The sequence below is a fragment of the Frigoribacterium sp. CFBP 8766 genome (assembly GCF_014841435.1).
GTDB lineage: Bacteria > Actinomycetota > Actinomycetes > Actinomycetales > Microbacteriaceae > Frigoribacterium.
Map to the genome: position 1 here is coordinate 15,045 of NZ_JACYTX010000010.1, position 19,558 is coordinate 34,602.

A 19,558-nucleotide genomic window follows, 5' to 3' on the forward strand; every position below is an offset into this window, starting at 1 on the left:
GCGGCCGCCCTGATGCCCGCAACCGGATCCCCTATCGGACGATCGACGTCAATCCGCCGCAGCGGTTTAGCGTCACTAGGCTTCACGCAACATGTCTCCCAGCCCGTTCGGCGAAATCCCTGCCCTGCCGATTGCCATTCCCTTCGGCATCATCGTGTTCGCCGCCCAACTGGTCCTCCTGATCCGAGGACAGCGATTTACATGGCCGCGGGCTACCATCGCAGCCGCTATCGCCATCTACGCCGCGGGAATCTTCGCAAACACGGTCTTCCCGATTTTCCTCGACCCGGCCCCGAGCAGCGAGCCGTGGTCGCCGGCACTGGCGCTGATTCCGTTCCACGACTACGAACTCCGAGACGCACTCACCAACGTGGTGGTGTTCATCCCACTGGGCATCCTCATCCCACTCTTCATGCGCCGCCCGTCCGGATGGAAAGTGCTACTCACCGCCGCGGCGGTCAGCCTGACGATCGAGGTGTTGCAACTTCTCACGCAGAAGCTGTTCTCCGGAGGTCACGTCGCGGACATCAACGACTCCATCTGGAACACCCTTGGTGGTGTCAGCGGATTCGCGATCTCCCTGGCGCTGACCCGTGTGCCGATCCTGTCTCGATTCGTTGCCCGGTTCCGCTGGCACACCGATCACCAGGCGTCCGACACCCCCTGATCCCGTCAAGAGCGTCCTCTGATCGATCGTCTAACGGGCACCCTTACGCAGTCCTTTGACCGAGCTGCGGGGCGCTGCCAATCAATGGTCTCCGTAGTTGACGCGGTGTTCCCTCCATGGTCCGCCGATGACGCTGCCACCGAGAGGTGGTCGCGCCGCAGTCACGTCACGTTGACCAAGTCCGGTGGGTGGTCCACAGTGATGATTCATGAGCCGATTCGTCCCCAGGTCAGCTGTCCGCATGGCCGGCGCCGGCGCCGTGGCCCTCGTGCTTGCCGCAGCGTGCATGAGTTGCGCTGCTTCGGTCGATCACACCGTCAAGGGCAAGATCGAAGAGCAAGCGGAACAGATGCGGAGCTACCTGGAGTACATCGGCGATAACCCCACGGGAGACTCGGTCGAGCATCGAATACGAGCGGGCGAGCTGTACACGGACCTTGCGCTCGACGGCGCCGAACCGGCAAGCGACTCTCCCGGAGGTCCTCCGACGAGCGTCGTCTACGGCCTGAGCACGGACGAGCAGGGGGTCGTGTGGGTGTCCTTCCTCATAGCCGATCAGAGCACCGGCAGTGTCGGGCTATTCGGCTCCGACACACGCGCCCTCGTCGCTTGCATGACCCTCACCGCGAACCCTGAGGGTCATACGCGGGGCAGCTCGGCCGAGTGCCCCGACTACGTCGACACCCTCTACAGCGCCTACCGCCAAGTGGCCGTGAAGCCCTAGACGCGGGTGATGGAAGCGATCATGTCCAATTTCCGATCTCGTACCGGGCACGTTCCCGACTGAGATCGCTGAGAACGACAGCCGCCTGAGAGCGAGGTGAACGTCTGCCGTTCACCTCGCGACATCGCGAAGGGCGGCGGCTCGTCACGGCGGAACGCCTTGGCTACCGCCAGAGGGCCACGGCGGTGAGAACGATCGCGATCGCGCCCGGTGCTGATACCGCTACGCCCAGCACGAGAAGACTGCTTCCCCTCGCTGCGGAACGGCGGGTGTCCAGAACACCCCAAGCAATGCCCACGAGATGAGTCGCGAAAGACACGAGCGGCAGCCACAACCCTTGTGCCGCAGCAACTGCTTGGACATGCGTCTGGTGCCCTTGAGGCACCGACTGGAGCAGGACGAGGGTCAACCCGAGGACGACGGCCACGATCGCGATGGCCACCCAAGCTCCCACAGGCCCCCACAGGGCGCACACCCGCTTGCCTGTCCGAGGGAAGCGCCCACGCACGAGCACGGACACGAGTGCGCCACCGACAGGTACACAGACTGCATACGACGCGAGAAGACGGAGACTCTCACCATCGTCGAAGGTGAGGATCGACTGCCTCAAAGGGGAAGACACGGCGGCTCCACAGAAGGCTGCGGACACAGCCAGGACCAGAACGAGGATCGAGACCAGATGAGGAGCGACGACCTGGACCCGGCCGCTGCGTCCGAAGCCAGCTACCGAGGCCATCGCGACCGGCTCGCGCCCTCGTGCATGACTCCTGAGGTCGTGAGCCCAGATGCTGACGCGTCAATGACCATGGAACACAGCTTGCCCGCGCCGAGACGCAGAATCATCACTCGAAAGACGGAGATCAACTCACCCCCGCCGCCACCCACCCGGACCCGGCATGCTCCTACTCGAAGCACCTCGTAGAGCAGTCCTCCGCTTGCCTCAATGAAGCATCCCCTATCGGGCATCCGACATCGACCACGCGGTGGAGCCATCGTGTGGGCAGATGACATGCTAAGCAGATGAGCCGTCTACGTCGCGCAAGCCTTGCCTTGTCGGTGCTGTGCATGAGCGTCCTCGCCGCCGGCCTCGTCTACGCGGCCCTAGCGTCTCCACCGACTTACTCGACAGGGTGGCTTTTTCTCGGAACGGGAAGCGCCCTCCTTGTCGCTGCCTCCATCCTTTGGGCCTCGATCTCAGGAACTTTCGAGCACGCCGGCGCCAATGACTGGTTCATCTGCGTGAGCCGGTGATCGATCGATCACCGACCACCGCAGCTTTCGGCTTCCCCTTCCCGCGGGCAGCGCACATCAATGGCTTTGGGCGCCGCAGGCCGTGGCAGAACATACCGGTGGCTTGGGGCTTCGCTGAGCGGAACGACAGCTCGCGTCTCAGAGGTGTACGACGATTTCGACAGAGGCCATCACAGAAGTGAGCAAGAGCCAGGATGACAGGGTGACTGACGAACAAGCCGTGGCAGATGGCCCGCGCGCCTCGAAGACCCGAGTTGGCCGGCCCAGCAGTCCCACTCCGTGGATGATCTGGGGCATGGGGCGAGCTTGGGCTTGGGGCTCACACGGTGGCCTGCTCGAGTTGACCGACATCGGCGACAAGAGGATCGTTCGCCTGTCGTCTTCCTCTCTCGATCCGAAGGGCGCGCACCTCCGGTTCGAGCGTCGAGTCCGTGGCCTGGCACCCGAGGGCGACGAGTACATCGAACATGACCTCCTGACGGGCCGCCAAACGGTCGAGGCGCCAACGTCTCTTACGCGAGCCCACGGGCCAAACGGTGAAGTCCTCGACGTCACCGTGACAGTAAGCGGATCGGGTCACTCGACGCACTCGAAGTACGTCATCACCCAGAAACGCTCGGTCATCGAGCTTCCCGTCGACGAACGGTTCGGCCACAACCAGACGGGGCCTGCTGCACAGTTCACCTCGGACGGACGGCACCTCGCGCTGAGCCATCAGACGCCAGATCGGCAGATCAGCGGGGTAACCACCGTCGACTTGGTAGACAACCAAGTGGAACGGTTCGACGGAGTCGAACTGGTCGGCTCCGGGTGCTGGAGCCCGGACGGCTCACGGCTTCTCGTGGCTTCAAGTCCAGGCGGCTACCCCGAGGTGCTCGACACACGACTCGGTTCTCTGACTCGCCTTGACACTGTCATCGAGAACCCACGCAACACCCCCTTGGTTGACAGTCGTCGGGTGGATCAACGACACCAGTCTCCTTGCCTATCGCGACGTGGGAACACGCATGCGCTTCATCGTCGTGGACGTGGAATCGGGGAGGTGTCGAGACCTCCTCAGCGTTGCGCGGCCGGCGCCGAAGAGCGAGATCAGCGGCGTCTTCATGGCGCAATACGCCGCCCAAGGCTGCATTGGTTTGCCGGGACCCCAACGTCAGCCCTGACCAAAACCCAACCCCGACGGATGGCCGATCGTCTATCGACCCTCGGTGGCGCCAATGACACGCTCACGGAATGCGCCGGGTACGTCGTGCGGGCCCTTGTCGGCAAGTTGATCGTGGAGGACCTTCCGGGCTCGGGAAAGGCGGGCACGAACTGCCGTGGCCCGCTTTCCGAGGATTAGAGCCACCTCTTCCTGGGTGAAACCGTCCCAGTAGACGAGGCGCACGATCTCCCGATCCACCACCGGAAGCTGCTCAATTGCCGCTCGTACGTAGGCGACTCTTTCCATGTTCTCAGTTGAGGCATGTTGCTCGAGGGCATCGGCAGACACAGTGAGCCGAAGGCGTGCGCTCAAGGCAGTCCGCCGGGTTCGACCTCGTAGGTGTTGCGAGAGCTTCTTGCGAGCGATGCCAAACAGCCAGGCACGAAGCATGTCCGGTTCGATTGTGCAGGTCGTGCTCGATTGCCAGGCTGCGAGGAACGTTTCACTGACGAGATCCGCGGCGTCATCGGCTGGTACGTCCCGTCGTATGAAGAACCCGAGCAGCCCTCTAGCCTCGTTGCGGAACAAGTCAGCGAGATCTGCGCCTACTTCTCTGTGAGGGTGAGGCTTCGTCGTTCCCGTCAATGGAGTTGTCCGTCGCAGTCCGAATCGATCTCTGCCCAGCCACTCACGGTGCCGGCGGGCAGGCCGAGTTCCTCGGATACATCCATGACGATGAAGTCGAGCATGGACACGGACAGGGCCGATTCGTCTTCGAGGGGCTGCTGATCTCCGATTCCCGGGATTTGCGCTGTTGACTGCACTGACTGGGGGAGATCGCCGGGGGTGCCTGCCTTGTCGCCAGCCAGAACAAGGGCGTATTCGTAAATGCGCTGACCGAGACCGCTCGTGGTGAAGTCGGCATTTCGGTAGTAAGTGGAGACCTCGGTGAACCTGGGCGAGAAGTACGAGCTCTCGATGGTGGCAGTGCACGAGACTGCGACCCCAGTGTCGGTGACGTAAGAGACGGGGATCGGGGTCTCGATTCGCGTCAGGCCATCGATGGCGACTGCGCCGGCCGTGAGTGCTCCGACGGCAAGAATGCTGCCGGGCACGAGCCACAGTGCTTTTCGGCGCCGGGGAAGCCGCCGGCTCCCAGCGGCAACGCGAGTCTCTGCCACAAGAGCATCGAGGGCCGCCCCCGTAGCGACTGAGGAGATAAACGCCGGGCGGCTCTCAGCGAGGATTTCGTCAACATTGTGCTTGGGCAAGGTGATCCGATCCAACCAATGACCGCGGGCTCTCCGCCGTCACAGAAGTAATGCCCAGTGAGCACCAAAGTGTGACATCGAGAATCGACTTTTCCTCTTTCGTAATTCCTTGAAGTGCAGGCCGTGGCCCAGCAACACCTGGTCACCGAAGATTGATCGTCTATCGGGCCGGACACGTAGCGCTCCAGCGTTCGGCCTATGGTGCCTTTATGTCGCCTCGAAGCAGCCAACAGATTTATCTTCTTTGCGCCGTTGGCGTTGCGGTCGGCATCCTCCTGCTGGTCTTTTTGGACGGCGTGGCTATCCCTCTTGCAGGACTACCTCTTGGCCTCTCGCTCGGAATCGCGCTCCGTACCTGGTGGAAGAAACACGGCTGGAACCCGGGCATCACCATCAGGGAAGACGTGGCCGAGGGCGAAGCGTCTAGAGACGAGGACCACAACGCCGACGGGACGTCGCGAAGGCCAATGGGCCGCTGAGAGATCCTCTACCAGGCACGCCCTAGGCCTGCTGAAAAGCGTGGGAGAGAATGCCTCATGACGACCTCGGAGGCGCTTCGCCTCGCCTATGCGCCGTTCCTCTTCGTGGCACTAGGCCTGCTTGCGTACATCGGCATCAAATACAGCCAGGGCAAAGAGCTACCCCGGCAGAAGAGACTCCGCATCGTTGGTCTTGCCTCGATCATCATGCTCATCGGCGCTGGCCTCTACATCGCAAGCTGGTTGGTCTAGAGCCGCAGCCGCCGGCAGGCGCATCGGCTATCGGACACTTGCTCCGCTGCTCCGCCAATCTCTTGATGCGAAACGTCGAACATCGCAACTGACCACCGAGGCGAGGTGACAGGCTCAGTGCATGCTCACCGATGATGAGATCTTGACCGCGATGCGCATGGCTGTCGGAAAGTGTCGGTCTGCGGGATCGAACCTGGCATATCTAGACTATGAAATGAGGGACATCCGGGCCTTACCCGGTCACCTCGATGTCGAACTCGTTCAGCGGGACGGCCACTCCGCGCGTCTTCTGATCGCCCTCCCATCCAGCGGTGAACTCCAGTATTGGCTCTTCGCACCTCCCGAAGACGCCCAAAGGTGGGTCAGCCAGCTATTCATCTGGATTGACGAGGAGGTCTTCACTAGCGGGCTCTCGGACGGGCGCGCAAGGTTGGAGAAGGACGGTGACAGTTATGTGCAGACCGCTCCCTACGGATGGCGTTTGACCGACGCGTCCGAGGATGCGCGACTCTCGAAAGCGGCCGGCTCCCAAGGTTGGTACGGATGACCATCGTCTATCGGGACAGGCCAGCCTCACTGGGAGTGGACGATGCAAACGCTAGTCAGCCCATTCGAGCCGAGTTCGGGCAGGGTTCTCCGCCATGAGGCGACTGACCGCCTGTGTGGTCAGCGGGGCGACACAACGAGGTGACCGCGGAGCAGCGTGCTGCCATCGGGCACGGCCGGATCTTCAACAGCCGACCACGAAGCTGAAGGACCTCCGCTCATGGAGATCGTGAGTGTGGCCCCATCGCCCGGGCTGCAGCCGGACATCATGTCATCAGGTTCGCCCTCGACAACCTGAAGGAGGACGCAGAAGTCGTCATCCGCGTTCCGGGCCGCCCAATACCGATTTCCCTCAGCCTCGCCGAGGTACCGCGCCGACTCCGAGTCCAGATCATCGAGGACCACACTCTCGACTTGCGGCAGGGCATCAGAACTGACCTTTTCCTCAGCCAACACGTCATCCGTTGTGGCCACCGAGCAACCCGCTAGTGCCCCGGCACCTAGAAGCACTACCGCCAGCCGTGCCCACTGCCCCGTGTTCATGTCCTCATCCTGGCCGAGCAATGAACCCAGCACCAGGGCGGCCCGCCTGGCAGTCTCTCGGATTGCCGACCCAACCGTCGCAGGGAACCATCCCCTATCGGGCCCTGCTGCCCGCGTCGTTTAGCTGGTCCACGAGCTGAGCCATGCGAGTGACGCCGATGCGGAGGACGAGGGATTCTGAGAAATGGCGCATCCAGACGCCTTCGACGTCGTAGACCGTCACAGCACCCTCCCGAAGGAGGATGCGGGCAATACCTACGGCCTCGATGTCGTACTCGTTGGCAGGAGCCCCGTCCGGACTTCCCGGCTCGAGGCCATACGGGTCGAGGGCGGTGAGGACCGCCAGCACCTGGGCGACAGTCCGACGGTGGGCGGGCACCTTGGCTTCCATCCCGCAAGCATGTCGTAGGCCGAAAGACCGAGAAGCGATGGGCTATTGGAACCTTGCGACGAACGCTGGCCATGACGGGACTCGATCGATCCACCTCTCAGAGCTGACGCCATGTGTCGTGTCTCAGCAGGGGCTCATCCTCATGCGCGTCCCTTGGTGCCGCAGCAGGCAAATCGCCGGAGAGGGGTCATGCCCGCGGCCATGACCCCTCTCGAGCCGCACTATGGAGCGACGGGGTAGTGGCTGACCACGGCGACGCGGTTCCAGGAGTTGATGACGATGGCGATCCACGTGACCGCCGCGATCTGTGCGTCGTCGAGGGCGCCCTCCACGCCGGCGCCGCGCTCGGGGACCTTGCCGTGGTCGCTGAGCAAGGTCACCTGCTCGGTGAGCTGCAAGGCGGCACGCTCCTCTTCGCTGAAGTACTGCGATTCCCACCACGCGGACACGACCGCGAGGCGGTCGGCGGTCTCGCCGTGCTCGCGAGCGTCCCGGGCGTGCATCCGGAGGCAGAACGCACATCCGTTCAGCTGGGAAGCGCGGATCTTCACCAGTTCGACCAAGCGCTCACTAAGACCGGCCTCGGCGGCCGCCGCCATGACCGTGTGGTTCAGCTGCATCAGGGCCTTGTACGCCGTGGGGTACTGCTTGCCGATGTTCACGTGACTCATCTGTGTTCCTCTTCCTCTCAGCGCAGCGCGGGAGCGAGCGTCCATAGACAAGACGGCACAGGGCGACGCGATGTGAGGCGAGTCAAAAACCGGCACGCGGGTTCACCCCTCGGACGCCCACAGGCTCAGCTTCTCGGGGTTGACGACCATTCGTACGTCGGTGACCGAGCCCTCGAGCACGTCGAGGGTGACGACGCCGGTGATGCGTCCCTCGCGCCAGATGGCGAAGCCGAGCCCATCGTGGGTGTCCTGCTCGAGGACCTCTGCCCTGGGGCTCTTCGCGAGCACTCCGAGGAGGAACCGGGCGACCTTGTCGGCGCCGCGGATCGGCTTCCGGGCCGCGCTGACGATCCCCCCGCCGTCCGAGCGCAACACGACCGCAGGGTCCAGAGCCGTGACGAGCGCGCCGAGGTCACCCGTCTGCGCGGCTGCGGCGAACCGACGCACGACCTCGTCGTGCTCGCGGCGGGGCACTTGTCGGGAGGGCACGGCCTGGACCCGGGCGCGAGCGGAACTGGCCAGTTGCCGGCAGGCGGCAGGCGTCCGGCCGACGATGTCAGCGATCTCGGGGAACGGGACGCGGAACACATCGTGCAGGACGAAGGCGACCCTCTCGGCGGGTGTCATCGCCTCCAGCACCACCAGCAGGGCAGTGCTCACCGTTTCATCCAAGGCCACCCTGTCCAGCGGGTCCTCGACGCGCTCCCGGAACGTCGAGGTGGGGACCGGCTCCGGCAGCCACGGCCCGACGTAGCGTTCCCGACGTGCCCGAGCAGAGCCCAACATATCCAGGCAGACACGGCTCGCGACTCGCGTCAGCCACGCTCGGGGCACCTCGATCGCATCCCGTTCAGGCCTGCCCATCCGGTACCAGCGGATGTAGGTCTCCTGCACCGCGTCCTCGGCATCGGCGACGATACCGAGCATCCGGAACGCCAACGAGAGCAGATGACGGCGCTCACCGATCAGCTCCCCGTCGACTGGCGTTTCGTCTTGTGCGCCCATCTGGCACCTCCTCTCTCCCTGACCATGACGACGCAGCGCACCCGAGTGTGAGGCGCGATGGCCTGACACCCTGACGGGGTGCGTCGTCCTGTAGGTCATGAACAGCATCTCGCGGCGAGTGATCCTCGCCCTCACCGCCGTCCAAGGACTCTTCGTGGGCGTCTGGGCCGAGTTCGCGCCCCGCTCCTTCTACGACTCGTTCCCTGGGTTCGGCCTGCACTGGGTGAGAATGATGGGCGCCTGGAACGAACACCTCGTCAGCGACGTCGGCAGCTTCTACCTCGCCCTTTCAGCGATCACCATCATCGCGATCCCCGCCCGCACCGCTGCGCCCGCCCGTCTCACCGGCGTCGCCTGGACCGTGTTCGGGGTGCTCCACCTCACCTACCACGCCACCCACCTGATGGGCTCCGACTTCGACAAGGTCGGCAACCTCACCAGCCTCAGCATCGCCGCCCTTCTCGGCATCACCCTCCTCCTTCCTCCCCGGACCCCGGAGCGCCGACAAGAACGGCGCGCATGAGGGTCGCGATCGCCGGAGGCACCGGCACGGTCGGCCGCCACGTCGTGCGGGCCGCGAAAGCCGCAGGTCACGACACGGTGATCCTCTCCCGCGCCACCGGCGTCGACCTGATGAACGCCGCTGGCCTTGCCGACAGGCTCGCCGGCGTTGATGCGGTGATCGACACCTCCGCGCCCTCCACCCTGTCCACGAAGAAGGCGATCGCCTTCTTCGGGACCATCACCCACAACCTCCTGGCCGCGGAACGGGCAGCAGGTGTGCACCACCACGTCCTCCCATCGATCATCGGTGCCGCAGACGCGGACTCCGGCTACTACGCCGGCAAACGATTCCAGGAGCAGCAGGTGATCAGCTCAGGAGACTCATGGTCCTTGCTGCGCACCACGCAGTTCCATGAGTTCGCCCAGCAGACCGTGGACCGTGGGACCACACTGGGAGTCTTCCTCGCACCAAAGATGCGGAGCCGTCCGATCGCGGCCTCCGCCGTCGCTACCCAACTCGTCGCCATCGCGGCCGACGGACCTCAGGGCCACGTCGCCGACCTCGCCGGACCGAAGGAAGAGTCCATGCCCGACCTCGTCCGCCGCTACGCCCGAGCCGCAGGGAGGCACAACCCCGTCCTGTCCGTCACCCTGCCGGGGCCAATGGGACAAGCGATGCGCAGTGGTGGGCTACTCCCCTACCCCGGCACCCGAGAAGACACTCAGACCTTCGACGAATGGCTCACGGCCGTTCAGAGATAGGCATCCCCCACGGGCGGGGCCAGTGCTAGCGTCTGTTGCCTCACAACGGAGCCCGCGCTCCGGGGTGACGCGCCGTAGAACGGCGAACCATCGTCTATCGGGCAGACGCGGGTTGCTGGCTAACGGCGCGCTCGCTGAACTCGGTCATGCCAGGAAAAGCCGCGAAGCAGGCGGTCGAGTGGACGTAGGCGGACCGGTTCAGGCCGGTGCTCGGTTGGAGGAGCATCGCCACGATGATCCACATCGTTCACCGACTCGGCGGGCCTGAGCGCTCTCGCGTCAGCCTCGGCGAACCACCCGCGTTCTTCGAACATGACGACCTCCGTCGGTTCCGAGAAGCATCCCAGCGGGATGGGTCGCGGTCAACGATCGTCTGTCGGACGTCGTCGGCCGCGCACGCTGGATGACAGAGCACGAGGGTCACGACGCTCGCTCGGACCACCACTGTCGATGCAGACACGACCCGCGGAAGAATGGCGAACATGACCCATTCGATCCAGGCGACGCTGACAGAGCGACTGACGCTTTCCCGCCCGACCGAGCGAGATCTCTCGGAACTGCATGCCCTCCACGTCGACCCGGAGGTATGGAAACACCTCCCGTCCGCACGCCACACCGAGCTGGCGGACACTCGCGAACTGGTCAATCGATACCTGGCGGGATGGGATGCCAACGGCCTCGATGTCTGGGTCGCGCGGGACACGGCGACGAGCGCGCTGGTCGGCATGGGCGGCCCCAGCCTTCGCGGGGGCCTTGCGTGGAACATCTACTATCGGCTGGCACCATCAGCGTGGGGACGGGGCCACGCGCAGGAGATCGTCGCGGCGGCCCGGGAAGCAGTGTCCGCGACAGGACGCGACCTACCGCTGGTCGCGTCCCTCCTCGAGCACAACGAGGGATCGCGTCGTGCGGCCCAGCGCGCAGGCCTAGAGCTCGTGTGGCGCGGCCCAGACGCAGGCAATCCCGACCCGGACGCGGTACGACTCCTTTTCGCCGACCGCCCGCTCAGCGAGGACGCACTCCGCCTCTTCTCCTCGTAGACCAGAGCCAACGGATTGCCAGCACGGACCAGCCGTCAGGCAGGAACACCGTCGTCGCTCCCCTCCCAGTAACGGATCCCCTATCGGACGCCGCGGAGGAGCCTGGTCGACGCTCGCCCACGTCGACGGATAGACAGATAGGAAATGAGCGTTCCATGCAGCATCCTGTTTTCATGACCACACGATCGGAGACGGACAGCAGCGTTGTGCTCTGGCGGCCTACGGGCCCGGAGGAACTCGAGCTCGTCGAGGCGAGTGGCTGGTCGCTGTGGCCCCCGAGACTGCCGGATCAGCCGATCTTCTACCCGGTGTTGAACGAGGACTACGCTGCGCGCATCGCCCGAGACTGGAATGTGAAGGCCTCGGGCGTTGGCCATGTCACTCGGTTCTCGGTGCGTCGAAGCTTCCTCGAGGGCTTCGATGTCCAGCAGGTGGGTGGGCGAAGCATCCTGGAGTACTGGATCCCGGCGGAACGCCTCGATGAACTCAACGCGAATCTCGTGGGGCCCATCACGCTCGTCAGCACGTTCCGTCGCGATGACGCCGACGGCGAGATCAAAGAGTTCCGCGCGGAGTGGCCCGCCCGTAATGCGCCGTGAGGCAGTGGTCGGGGAGCGATGGTCTATCGGGCACGCTAAGAGCTGGTCTTGCGGCCCGCGAGCTCGCGCCAAATTCTTACCCGGTTGCACTTCAATTGCGTTGCTCGCGACGGGCATGTGATGCGTGACCGCGACAGCTCCCATGAAGCGTGAACCGTGCGAAGGCGGGAAGCAGGCAGTATCAAGGCCATGAGCGTTCGCAGAAAGCCATACGTATTCATCAATGCCCCCGAGGCGATAGTCGTCTTCGCTGCCCCGATCATCGCGGTAGGGCTTACCGTGGGCTTCCTCCACGCGAACATCTGGGCCGTACTTCTCGTTATGGCGGTGGGCTACGCCCTATCGGTGTCGTACTTTCGTCGGCTAAGGCCCACTGTTTGGGTCGACTTGGTACTGCTGGGCAGCCTGCCAATCGGCGTCGTCGTTCTCATCCTGGTCCAAGACCACATTGGGCCTACGTACTACGCATGGCTCCTCAGCTGCCTCTCCGGGTTGATCATCGGCGGTCGCACTTGGCGCCGTCGACAGCGGATCAGGCCGCGCGGCTGATCTCCGCGGGATCCAGCGTGGCCGCCGACGTGCATAGCTTTTAGACGGTGGCAGAGATTTCGTCCTGACCACGGGGCCCAGCATCTACATCCCGCCCGTCAGCCGATCCCTTATCGGGACGCCTCGTCAAGGCTTGCGGCGCACACACTGTCGGTAGCCGAGCCATGCTGCCAGCACGAGCAAGCTGATGACGACGATGGCCGCGCCCACAAGGCTTGCGGTCGAGAACATGTGCACCCCCTCGGCTGTGAACGTCGTGTCCGACAGGGGCGCATAGGCGAACCACCCGAAGGACACCGGCTGCGCCGCCGCGACGGCAAGGACGACAACGCCCACAACCAACGCGGCCAGGCCGGCAACCAGAACGAGGCGGGAAGTCAGACCGGCACGACGCGTCATGCCTGGACCATAGCGCGCCGGTTCGCGCACCAGGATGCCCGCGACTTGCCCGTCGTCCAACAGACTGATGGATGTGGCCGGTGGCCGATCGTCTATCGGGCGCGTCGGGCTCTTCGATGAACGAACGTAACGACAGCCACGCCAAGAGCTGAAATAAGCGCTGCAACTGCGGCTACCCGTCCCACGCGCTGCGCATTAAGCGCCGACTCAAACTGCTGCTTTGTCTGAATGATCTCCGTCCCCTCAGGCACTGGCCAGGGAAAGACCGGTGTGAACCACCCTGCCCTGACGGTTGCGATAGCGCAGACGACGAGCGCTGCGACGGTCAAAATACTGAGAACTAACGCCCACCGAGTGGGGCGAGATGGACGTGCCATGGGGTCACGGTAGCGCGCTTGCGTGTTGCAGCCGAGCGGCCTGCGGTGCCGCCACACTGAGACCCGTTGGCGATCGGCTATCGGGACGTGCGATCGCGAACCGTGCATTACGGTCGAGCCGTAATTCTCGTCTGTTGGGCAGTCGCCATCCTTCTTGCGTTGATCGCAGTCGCGTTCGCCTTTGCCGACCGGCGTGCCGGACGAGCATTGTCTCGACGGGCGTACATCACGCTGGGCGGATCCGTCGTGGTCGCCCTGGTCGGCACTGGGTCCGTGTTCATCTGACCTAGCACCGCCGCGGGAGCCCGAACGACCATCGGTAAGCGGGCACGATCGGGTCAAAATTTCCGATCTCGGCGAAGCGTGAGTGGGACACTGCCGCAGTGATTAAGAACGTCCAGGTGGAGTTAAACATCTATGGCCAGCAGGGCTCTTCGGTGCACGTGACACAGCTCTTGGGCGTCACACCGGACGAGCAGTACGAGATCGGCGATCTCAAGGGTGACGGCCCCCGCGTCTTCGACGTGTCGATATGGAACCTATTCAGCAACCGTCACGTCGACGCTATCCGCGCAGAGCACGGGCAAGACCCTTGGGGGCGTGTGCAGTGGATACTGCTACTGCTGCCGCATAACTCGGCGACACTTTTCACCAAGCTGCGCCTCGAGGGCTACCTCATCACACTGGCCGTGTCCCTCATCACCGACCACGAAGAAACCACCTTCACAGTGCCCGCGCAGGTCTTGCAGCAGGTGGCAGCCGCTGGGCTTGATCTCGAACTGACACCCAGATCAACTAAGCACACGCAGCTCTCGTATCACGACGTCTGGTGATTCTGGCGGAGCCCAACAGGACACGTCACCACCGGCCGGCAGCCGACCGTCTACCGGACAGACGCGGGGTGCTGGCTAACGGCGCGGTGCCTGAGTGCGGTCATGCCAAGGAAAGCCGCGCAAGAGGCGATCGAGCGGACGGAGGCGGACCGGCTCAGGCCGGTGCTCCGCTTGGGGAGGATCGCCACGATGATCCACACCGTTCACGGAGTCGGCGGGCCTGAGCGCTCTCGCGTCAGCCTCTGCGAACCACCCGCGTTCTTCGAACATGACGACCTCCTTGGTTCCGAGAAGCATTCCAGCGGGATGGGTCGCGGTCAACGATCCCCTAACGGACACTCTCGGCTAGAAGTGTCACCACGTGTTTCCCTGGCGTGCGACTGGAGTCGAATGCCCGATGAGCATCTGCCACTTGGTCCAGCCCCTGGTAGGTGTTCGCGATGACGACGGCAAGTGTGCCGTCTGCGATCGCCTGAAGATATGTGTTCAGGGCGGCGGCGGGAAGGTCGGCTGCTTCTCCGCCGTAGCTGGTGAGGTTGGTGCCATTGGGGATCGTGAATGGGGAGAATTCTGGAATCGTCCACATGTCGCTGAGAGCGCCGACGAAGCAGACCGTTCCTCCGTGCTTCACGAGGGTGAGCATGTCCGGGAGGCGGGCGGCGCTGATGAATTCGAGGACTCCGTCGAGCCCGTCGGGCGCGAGTGCGCCGACTTTGTCGGTGAGGGTCTCGTCGTCGAGGAGGACGTGGTCGGCACCGATGTGGAGAAGGAGCTCAGTGCGGTCTTTGTTTCGGGTGGTTGCGATCACGCGGGCACCGAGAAGGTGTGCGATGGCGATGGCGGTCAACCCGACGGTCGAGGTCCCTCCGTGGATCAGCACAGATTGGTTGGGCTGCAGGCGTAGGCCGGTCATCAGGGCGCCGTGGGCTGTCTGCAGCATCTCTGGCAGGGCGCCTACGACGGCCCAGTCGAGCTCGGTGGTGAAGGGGATGGTGTTCGAAGCATCGACGACGGTGTACTCGGCGTAGCTGCCATCGATGGTGCGGCCGAGGCCGCCCATCATGGTGGCGACTTTCTGCCCGAGGGGTAGATCGACGCCCTCACCGACGGCGTCGATGGTGCCGGTGGCTTCGATGCCGAGAATGCGTGGGAAGGTGAAGTCTGGCCCCGATTCTCCTCTTCGGCTGGTCACCTCGGACTCGTTCACGCTGAACGCGTGGACATGGATGCGCACCTGCCCCGCCGAGACTTCCGGCAGGGGAACTTCGGTGACGATGAGCCCGTCAGGCGCGACCGGGACCGTGAGTCGGATGGCTTTCATGGTGTCGGGCATTGCGAATCTCCTTCGAGTTCATCGCGGCTAGCGATCTTCGAGCAGGGCGTGGAAGGCGCGGCGGACCATGGCCTCGTCGAGCGGTGCGTCGTCGTGGAACAGGCGATAGCTCCACCAGCCCCACATGAGCGCATCGACTGCTCGGGAGGTCGAGTCAGACAGCCTGCTTCGGAGAATGACGAGCGATTCTTCCTGGAAGCGACGGAGGACATTCGCTGCGCGGGTGCTCCTGGCGGCGTAGTGGGATAGCTCGTTGTAGAGGCGGAGGTCTTGGCGTCCGGGGCTGGTCGCTCCGATGGTCGCTGAGACGAGGGCCGCGACGACCGCATCTGTCGTCGATGCAGCTCGCAGTGGTGCGGCGAATCTCGACTCGAGTTCGCTTTCGAGTGATTCGAACGCGGCGACGATGAGCCCGTCGAGGTCGGAGAAGTAATACGTCGCCGAGCCCAGCGGAACACCCGCAGTGCTGGCGATTCGCCGGTAGGAGGCCGCGTGGACTCCCTCGGTGCGGATCACCTGCAGTGCGGCGCTCAAGATGCGCGCACGCCGTTCAGGGTCGTTGGGCTTGCCTTTCCGCACTCATTCTCCTTTGTCAGTCCAAGTGCGTACCATCGTACGTACTTTCCGGAGTTGACGATCGTGGAGGACACATGAAGGCCGACACCATGCAGGAGCACGCCCGGGCACGAGCTACGGAGTTGCCTGGTGCAGACCTCGAGCATCCGTTTGGTCCCGACTGGGACGTGTTCAAAGTCCGGGGCAAGGTCTTCATGCTCACGACGGAGATCACCGGGGAACCGATCGTTGTCCTCAAAGCCGCACCAGAGGACGCGAAAGCCCTTCGCGAGCAGCACGACGACATCACGCCCGGCTACCACATGAACAAGAAGCACTGGATCACCGTCCACCCGGGAGGTGATCTCCCGGCTCCCCTCGTTGACGACCTGGTCACCGAGTCGTATCTGCTGGTCGTCGAGGGCCTCCCCCACGTGAGACGGCCCGTGGACCCGACGACGTTCGGCCGGCACGAGCGATGATCTTCTCGGGCGTGCAGCTGCAGAAGGCGGCCCGTGACGCAGCCTCGACGCTCGAGTATGTCAGCCGGGGGCGCCCGTTCACCCCGCATCTGGACGTGTGGAAGGTGCGGAACAAGGTGTTCCTCCTCGTCACGGACGACGATCCTGACCTGCAGATCATCACGGTCAAGGCCGATCCGCACTACGCCGACGCGCTCCGCCGCGACCACGAGTCGATCACTCCGGGGCGATACCTCGACAAGGACCACTGGATCTCGGTCGGCGAGGGTTCTGGTGTGACGAAGCGTCTCGTCGAGGACTTGGTGCGCGGTTCCCACGAACTCGCCGCCGGCGGCCAGATGGGTCGGCGCTCATGAGCGCGCAGCCGTCGCTGTTCGACGTCGACGACTCGTCCCAGCCCCTCGCCGATCGGTTGCGGCCCCGGACGCTGGGCGACGTGGTCGGGCAAGGTCACGTGCTCGACGAGGACGCACCCATCGGCCGAATGGTGACGGCGCATCGACTTGTGTCGATGATCCTGTGGGGGCCTCCGGGCTGCGGGAAGACCACCATCGCCCGGCTCCTCGCTGACCAGACCGGCCTCGCGTTCGAGCCGCTCTCGGCCACGTTCTCCGGTGTTGCCGACCTGCGGAAGGTGTTCCGAGCAGCCTCGGGACGCCGCGAGATCGGGCAGGGCACGATGCTCTTCGTCGACGAGATCCATCGCTTCAACCGTGCTCAGCAGGACTCGTTCCTGCCCTATGTCGAGGACGGCACGGTCGTCCTCGTCGGTGCGACGACGGAGAACCCGAGTTTTGAGCTCAACGGTGCTCTCCTGTCGCGCAGTCAGGTCTTCGTCCTCCGCCGACTCGACGAGGGAGCCCTCGACACGCTTGTTGACCGCGCCGAGGAGCTCCTGGATAGACCGTTGCCTCTCACTGCCGGAGCCCGCGAGGCGCTGATAGCTATGGCGGACGGGGACGGGAGGTACCTGCTGAACATGATCGAGCAAGTGCGGCACCTGCCCGCGCCCGTCGATCAGGCGACCCTCGCCGCGGCCGTGCAGAAGCGGGCACCGCTGTACGACAAGACACAGGAGGGGCACTACAACCTCATCTCCGCGCTTCACAAGTCCTTGCGCGGTTCAGACCCGGATGCGGCCCTGTACTGGCTCGCCCGGATGCTGGAGGGAGGGGAAGACCCGCTGTTCATCGCGCGCCGCCTCACCCGGTTCGCCACCGAGGACATCGGGATGGCCGACCCTGCAGCCGTCCAGCAGGCCCTGGCGGCCTGGGACGTCTACGACCGCCTCGGTTCACCGGAGGGGGAGCTCGCCATCGCGCAGGCTGTGGTCTACCTAGCGACGGCCCCGAAGTCGATCGGCGTGTACCGCGGTTTCACCCGGGCGCAGGCAGCCTCGAGACGCACGGGTTCGCTGATGCCGCCCGCCCACATCCTGAACGCACCCACACGGCTGATGAAGGATCTCGGCTACGGCGAGGGCTACCAGTACGACCCGGACACCGACACCGGCTTCTCTGGCGCCGACTACTTCCCTGAGGGGATGCCCCGCGAGACGTTCTACGAACCCAGCACCGGTGGCTACGAACGCGCCATCACCGAACGCCTCCGCCACTGGGCCGCCCTCCGCCAGCAGACAGCCGCATCCCACGACCACTCGCCTCACGTCGACGACTGACACCGAAAGGAACACCCCGATGGACACCGCCCCCACCCAAGACCAGACATCAGTCCGCTCGTGGCTCGGAATCCCCTACGCCACCGCGGCCCGTTTCCGCAGCCCACAGACCGTCCCCTTCGACCCCGACCTGCCGTATGACAAGAAGGGCCCGGCGCCGCTGCAAGCGGGCGACACCAGCTGGCTCGAGGCCGACAGCGGCTTCAGCGAGGACTGCCTGAACCTCAACGTCTGGGCACCCGAGACCGCCGGCGAAGGGCCGCTGCCGGTTGTCGTCTACATCTACGGTGGCGGCTGGATGCTCGGGTCGAATACTCAGACCACCTCCAACGCCTCCGGTCTCGCCGCGACCGGACGAGTCATCGGAGTCGCGGTGAACTACCGTCTGGGCGCCTTCGGCGCGCTCTCGCTCTCCCACTACGGTGGGGCGCTCAGTGAAGCGAGCAACCTCGCCCTCCAAGACATCATCGCGGCCCTCCGGTGGGTGCGTGAGAACATCGCCCGGTTCGGTGGTGACCCGGACAACGTGACGGTCACCGGCCACAGTGCTGGCGCCTACTCGACCCTGAACCTCCTGGCTGCTCCCTCTGCTGCGGGCCTCTTCCACCGCCTAGCTGCGTTCTCCGGGATGCCCGCACGCCTCGTGCCGGCATGGGGGGCCGAGAAACGTGCCCATGCGGTGCTGACAGCTCTTGGCCTCGAGGACCACCCCGAACAGCTGCTCGACGTCGACGCGTTCGAGCTTGCGGAAGCTATGGCGAAGACCCAGTCATCTGATCCAGGCGCCGCCCACGGTGTCGACAACGACATGATCGGTCTCGTCGACGACAGAGACCAGCCACACGGTGTCCTCACTGGCCGCCCCATGGACGTCCTCCACTCAGGCCAGCACCGCGACGTCGACATCCTGTTCAGCAGCACGACACATGAGATCGACTACTGGGTCCTCTACCGGACGAAGGACTTCGACCCAGGAAGCATCGACGCCATCATCGATGACTTCTCGGACCGGAACCGCGTTCCCCGAAGTCGTGCCCAGAAGATCGTTGCTGAGTACGACGTCGACGGGCGCACCCCCATCGAGGTCAGAGGGGCACTGCTGACTGATCTCACCTTCACCCTGCCGCAGACCCGTGGGGCCCTCGCTCACGCGGGCGCTGGTGGCACGGCGTATCTGTTGTCGATCGGCCCCGCCGAAGGCGCCCCTGCCTTCCACGGGACAGAAATGTACGGCATCGTCGGGCAGACGCGCCCGGACTCCAGCGAGGAGCAAGTGGCCCGCGACAGCTTCGTCCGCGACGCACTGCTCAACCTCGCTGAGGGTCGACGCGATGCGCTCTGGGCGCCGGTCTCGGCTGAGGCCACGGCGAAGGGCATCGGGAACTCTCCCTATGATCCGACAGCTCACGCGCTCGAGGTGCTCCGCACGTTCGAGGGCATCGACAGGCCCTGAGAAAGACAGCCCCCGACGGGCCGGATCGTGTGAACGATCCGGCCCGTCGG

25 protein-coding genes are annotated in these 19,558 nt (G+C 64.6%); 15 read left to right on the plus strand and 10 right to left on the minus strand.

Annotation, left to right across the window (positions count from 1 at the left end):
* Positions 1-91 precede the first annotated feature (91 nt).
* Positions 92-667 carry a VanZ family protein gene (locus tag IFT90_RS16465; RefSeq protein ID WP_192043292.1) on the plus strand — a complete coding sequence of 192 codons (576 nt, stop codon included), beginning with the start codon at positions 92-94 and terminating at the stop codon, positions 665-667.
* Positions 668-875: 208 nt separating this feature from the next.
* Positions 876-1,391 (plus strand): hypothetical protein, encoded by a 516-nt coding sequence (locus IFT90_RS16470; protein WP_192043293.1) that lies wholly within the window; start codon positions 876-878, stop codon positions 1,389-1,391.
* Between the two features lie 163 nt (positions 1,392-1,554).
* On the opposite strand, the gene IFT90_RS16475 is transcribed toward IFT90_RS16470, so the two are convergent.
* From IFT90_RS16475 to IFT90_RS16485, 3 genes are all read right to left on the minus strand, one after another.
* Positions 1,555-1,833: a hypothetical protein gene (locus IFT90_RS16475; RefSeq protein ID WP_192043294.1), complete on the minus strand. Its 279-nt coding sequence runs from the start codon at positions 1,831-1,833 to the stop codon at positions 1,555-1,557.
* A 2,004-nt stretch (positions 1,834-3,837) separates the two neighbouring features.
* The gene (locus tag IFT90_RS17730; protein ID WP_371741100.1) at positions 3,838-4,431 is read right to left on the minus strand and encodes an RNA polymerase sigma factor; all 594 of its coding nucleotides are present in this window, start codon (positions 4,429-4,431) and stop codon (positions 3,838-3,840) included.
* Entirely contained in the window at positions 4,428-4,901 is a 474-nt protein-coding gene (locus IFT90_RS16485) for a hypothetical protein (RefSeq protein ID WP_192043296.1), read from the minus strand. The genes IFT90_RS17730 and IFT90_RS16485 overlap by 4 nt, the downstream gene beginning before the upstream one ends.
* Before the next feature lie 365 nt (positions 4,902-5,266).
* Here IFT90_RS16485 and IFT90_RS16490 point away from each other — a divergent pair, with 365 nt between their 5' ends.
* The 3 genes from IFT90_RS16490 to IFT90_RS16500 all read left to right on the plus strand — a co-directional run bounded on the left by IFT90_RS16490 (position 5,267) and on the right by IFT90_RS16500 (position 6,335).
* Positions 5,267-5,536 carry a hypothetical protein gene (locus tag IFT90_RS16490; protein ID WP_192043297.1) on the plus strand — a complete coding sequence of 90 codons (270 nt, stop codon included), beginning with the start codon at positions 5,267-5,269 and terminating at the stop codon, positions 5,534-5,536.
* Positions 5,537-5,593: 57 nt separating this feature from the next.
* A complete protein-coding gene (locus IFT90_RS16495; RefSeq protein ID WP_192043298.1) occupies positions 5,594-5,788 on the plus strand; it encodes a hypothetical protein in 195 nt (64 codons plus the stop codon).
* Between the two features lie 121 nt (positions 5,789-5,909).
* A complete protein-coding gene (locus tag IFT90_RS16500) occupies positions 5,910-6,335 on the plus strand; it encodes a hypothetical protein (protein WP_192043299.1) in 426 nt (141 codons plus the stop codon).
* 119 nt (positions 6,336-6,454) lie between these two features.
* On the opposite strand, the gene IFT90_RS16505 is transcribed toward IFT90_RS16500, so the two are convergent.
* The 4 genes from IFT90_RS16505 to sigJ all read right to left on the minus strand — a co-directional run bounded on the left by IFT90_RS16505 (position 6,455) and on the right by sigJ (position 8,944).
* A complete protein-coding gene (locus IFT90_RS16505; RefSeq protein WP_192043300.1) occupies positions 6,455-6,877 on the minus strand; it encodes a hypothetical protein in 423 nt (140 codons plus the stop codon).
* Positions 6,878-6,971: 94 nt separating this feature from the next.
* On the minus strand, positions 6,972-7,268 hold the full coding sequence (locus tag IFT90_RS16510) for a hypothetical protein (RefSeq protein WP_192043301.1): 297 nt from the start codon (positions 7,266-7,268) through the stop codon (positions 6,972-6,974).
* Between the two features lie 221 nt (positions 7,269-7,489).
* The gene (locus IFT90_RS16515) at positions 7,490-7,939 is read right to left on the minus strand and encodes a carboxymuconolactone decarboxylase family protein (RefSeq protein ID WP_192043302.1); all 450 of its coding nucleotides are present in this window, start codon (positions 7,937-7,939) and stop codon (positions 7,490-7,492) included.
* A gap of 102 nt (positions 7,940-8,041) precedes the next feature.
* On the minus strand, positions 8,042-8,944 hold the full coding sequence (sigJ, locus tag IFT90_RS16520) for an RNA polymerase sigma factor SigJ (RefSeq protein ID WP_192043303.1): 903 nt from the start codon (positions 8,942-8,944) through the stop codon (positions 8,042-8,044).
* Positions 8,945-9,041: 97 nt separating this feature from the next.
* Between sigJ and IFT90_RS16525 the strand changes: the two genes are divergently transcribed.
* The 5 genes from IFT90_RS16525 to IFT90_RS16545 all read left to right on the plus strand — a co-directional run bounded on the left by IFT90_RS16525 (position 9,042) and on the right by IFT90_RS16545 (position 12,398).
* Positions 9,042-9,467: a hypothetical protein gene (locus tag IFT90_RS16525; RefSeq protein ID WP_197980972.1), complete on the plus strand. Its 426-nt coding sequence runs from the start codon at positions 9,042-9,044 to the stop codon at positions 9,465-9,467.
* A complete protein-coding gene (locus IFT90_RS16530; protein WP_192043304.1) occupies positions 9,464-10,210 on the plus strand; it encodes an SDR family oxidoreductase in 747 nt (248 codons plus the stop codon). The genes IFT90_RS16525 and IFT90_RS16530 overlap by 4 nt, the downstream gene beginning before the upstream one ends.
* Before the next feature lie 482 nt (positions 10,211-10,692).
* Entirely contained in the window at positions 10,693-11,250 is a 558-nt protein-coding gene (locus IFT90_RS16535; RefSeq protein WP_192043305.1) for a GNAT family N-acetyltransferase, read from the plus strand.
* 173 nt (positions 11,251-11,423) lie between these two features.
* Entirely contained in the window at positions 11,424-11,849 is a 426-nt protein-coding gene (locus IFT90_RS16540; protein WP_192043306.1) for an ADP-ribosylation/crystallin J1, read from the plus strand.
* A 189-nt stretch (positions 11,850-12,038) separates the two neighbouring features.
* Entirely contained in the window at positions 12,039-12,398 is a 360-nt protein-coding gene (locus IFT90_RS16545) for a hypothetical protein (protein WP_192043307.1), read from the plus strand.
* 126 nt (positions 12,399-12,524) lie between these two features.
* Here the strand turns inward: IFT90_RS16545 and IFT90_RS16550 are convergent, their stop codons facing one another.
* Positions 12,525-12,797: a hypothetical protein gene (locus tag IFT90_RS16550; RefSeq protein ID WP_192043308.1), complete on the minus strand. Its 273-nt coding sequence runs from the start codon at positions 12,795-12,797 to the stop codon at positions 12,525-12,527.
* 760 nt (positions 12,798-13,557) lie between these two features.
* On the opposite strand from IFT90_RS16550, the gene IFT90_RS16555 reads away from it, so the two are divergent.
* Positions 13,558-14,007 (plus strand): DUF4279 domain-containing protein, encoded by a 450-nt coding sequence (locus IFT90_RS16555; RefSeq protein ID WP_192043309.1) that lies wholly within the window; start codon positions 13,558-13,560, stop codon positions 14,005-14,007.
* Between the two features lie 328 nt (positions 14,008-14,335).
* Here IFT90_RS16555 and IFT90_RS16560 read toward each other — a convergent pair whose 3' ends face one another.
* A complete protein-coding gene (locus IFT90_RS16560) occupies positions 14,336-15,340 on the minus strand; it encodes a zinc-binding dehydrogenase (protein WP_197980973.1) in 1,005 nt (334 codons plus the stop codon).
* Positions 15,341-15,367: 27 nt separating this feature from the next.
* Positions 15,368-15,919, minus strand: a complete 552-nt coding sequence (locus tag IFT90_RS16565) for a TetR family transcriptional regulator (protein ID WP_192043310.1) — start codon at positions 15,917-15,919, stop codon at positions 15,368-15,370.
* 71 nt (positions 15,920-15,990) lie between these two features.
* Between IFT90_RS16565 and IFT90_RS16570 the strand changes: the two genes are divergently transcribed.
* From IFT90_RS16570 to IFT90_RS16585, 4 genes are read left to right on the plus strand one after another with little or no spacing between them, the layout of a single operon-like run.
* Positions 15,991-16,377, plus strand: coding sequence for an MmcQ/YjbR family DNA-binding protein (locus IFT90_RS16570; protein ID WP_192043311.1), 387 nt, complete (start codon positions 15,991-15,993; stop codon positions 16,375-16,377).
* An 11-nt stretch (positions 16,378-16,388) separates the two neighbouring features.
* Positions 16,389-16,733, plus strand: coding sequence for an MmcQ/YjbR family DNA-binding protein (locus IFT90_RS16575; RefSeq protein WP_199861922.1), 345 nt, complete (start codon positions 16,389-16,391; stop codon positions 16,731-16,733).
* Complete coding sequence (locus IFT90_RS16580; RefSeq protein WP_192043313.1) at positions 16,730-18,055, plus strand: replication-associated recombination protein A; 1,326 nt, start codon at positions 16,730-16,732, stop codon at positions 18,053-18,055. The genes IFT90_RS16575 and IFT90_RS16580 overlap by 4 nt, the downstream gene beginning before the upstream one ends.
* A gap of 19 nt (positions 18,056-18,074) precedes the next feature.
* Positions 18,075-19,508 carry a carboxylesterase family protein gene (locus IFT90_RS16585; protein ID WP_192043314.1) on the plus strand — a complete coding sequence of 478 codons (1,434 nt, stop codon included), beginning with the start codon at positions 18,075-18,077 and terminating at the stop codon, positions 19,506-19,508.
* Positions 19,509-19,558: the final 50 nt, after the last annotated feature.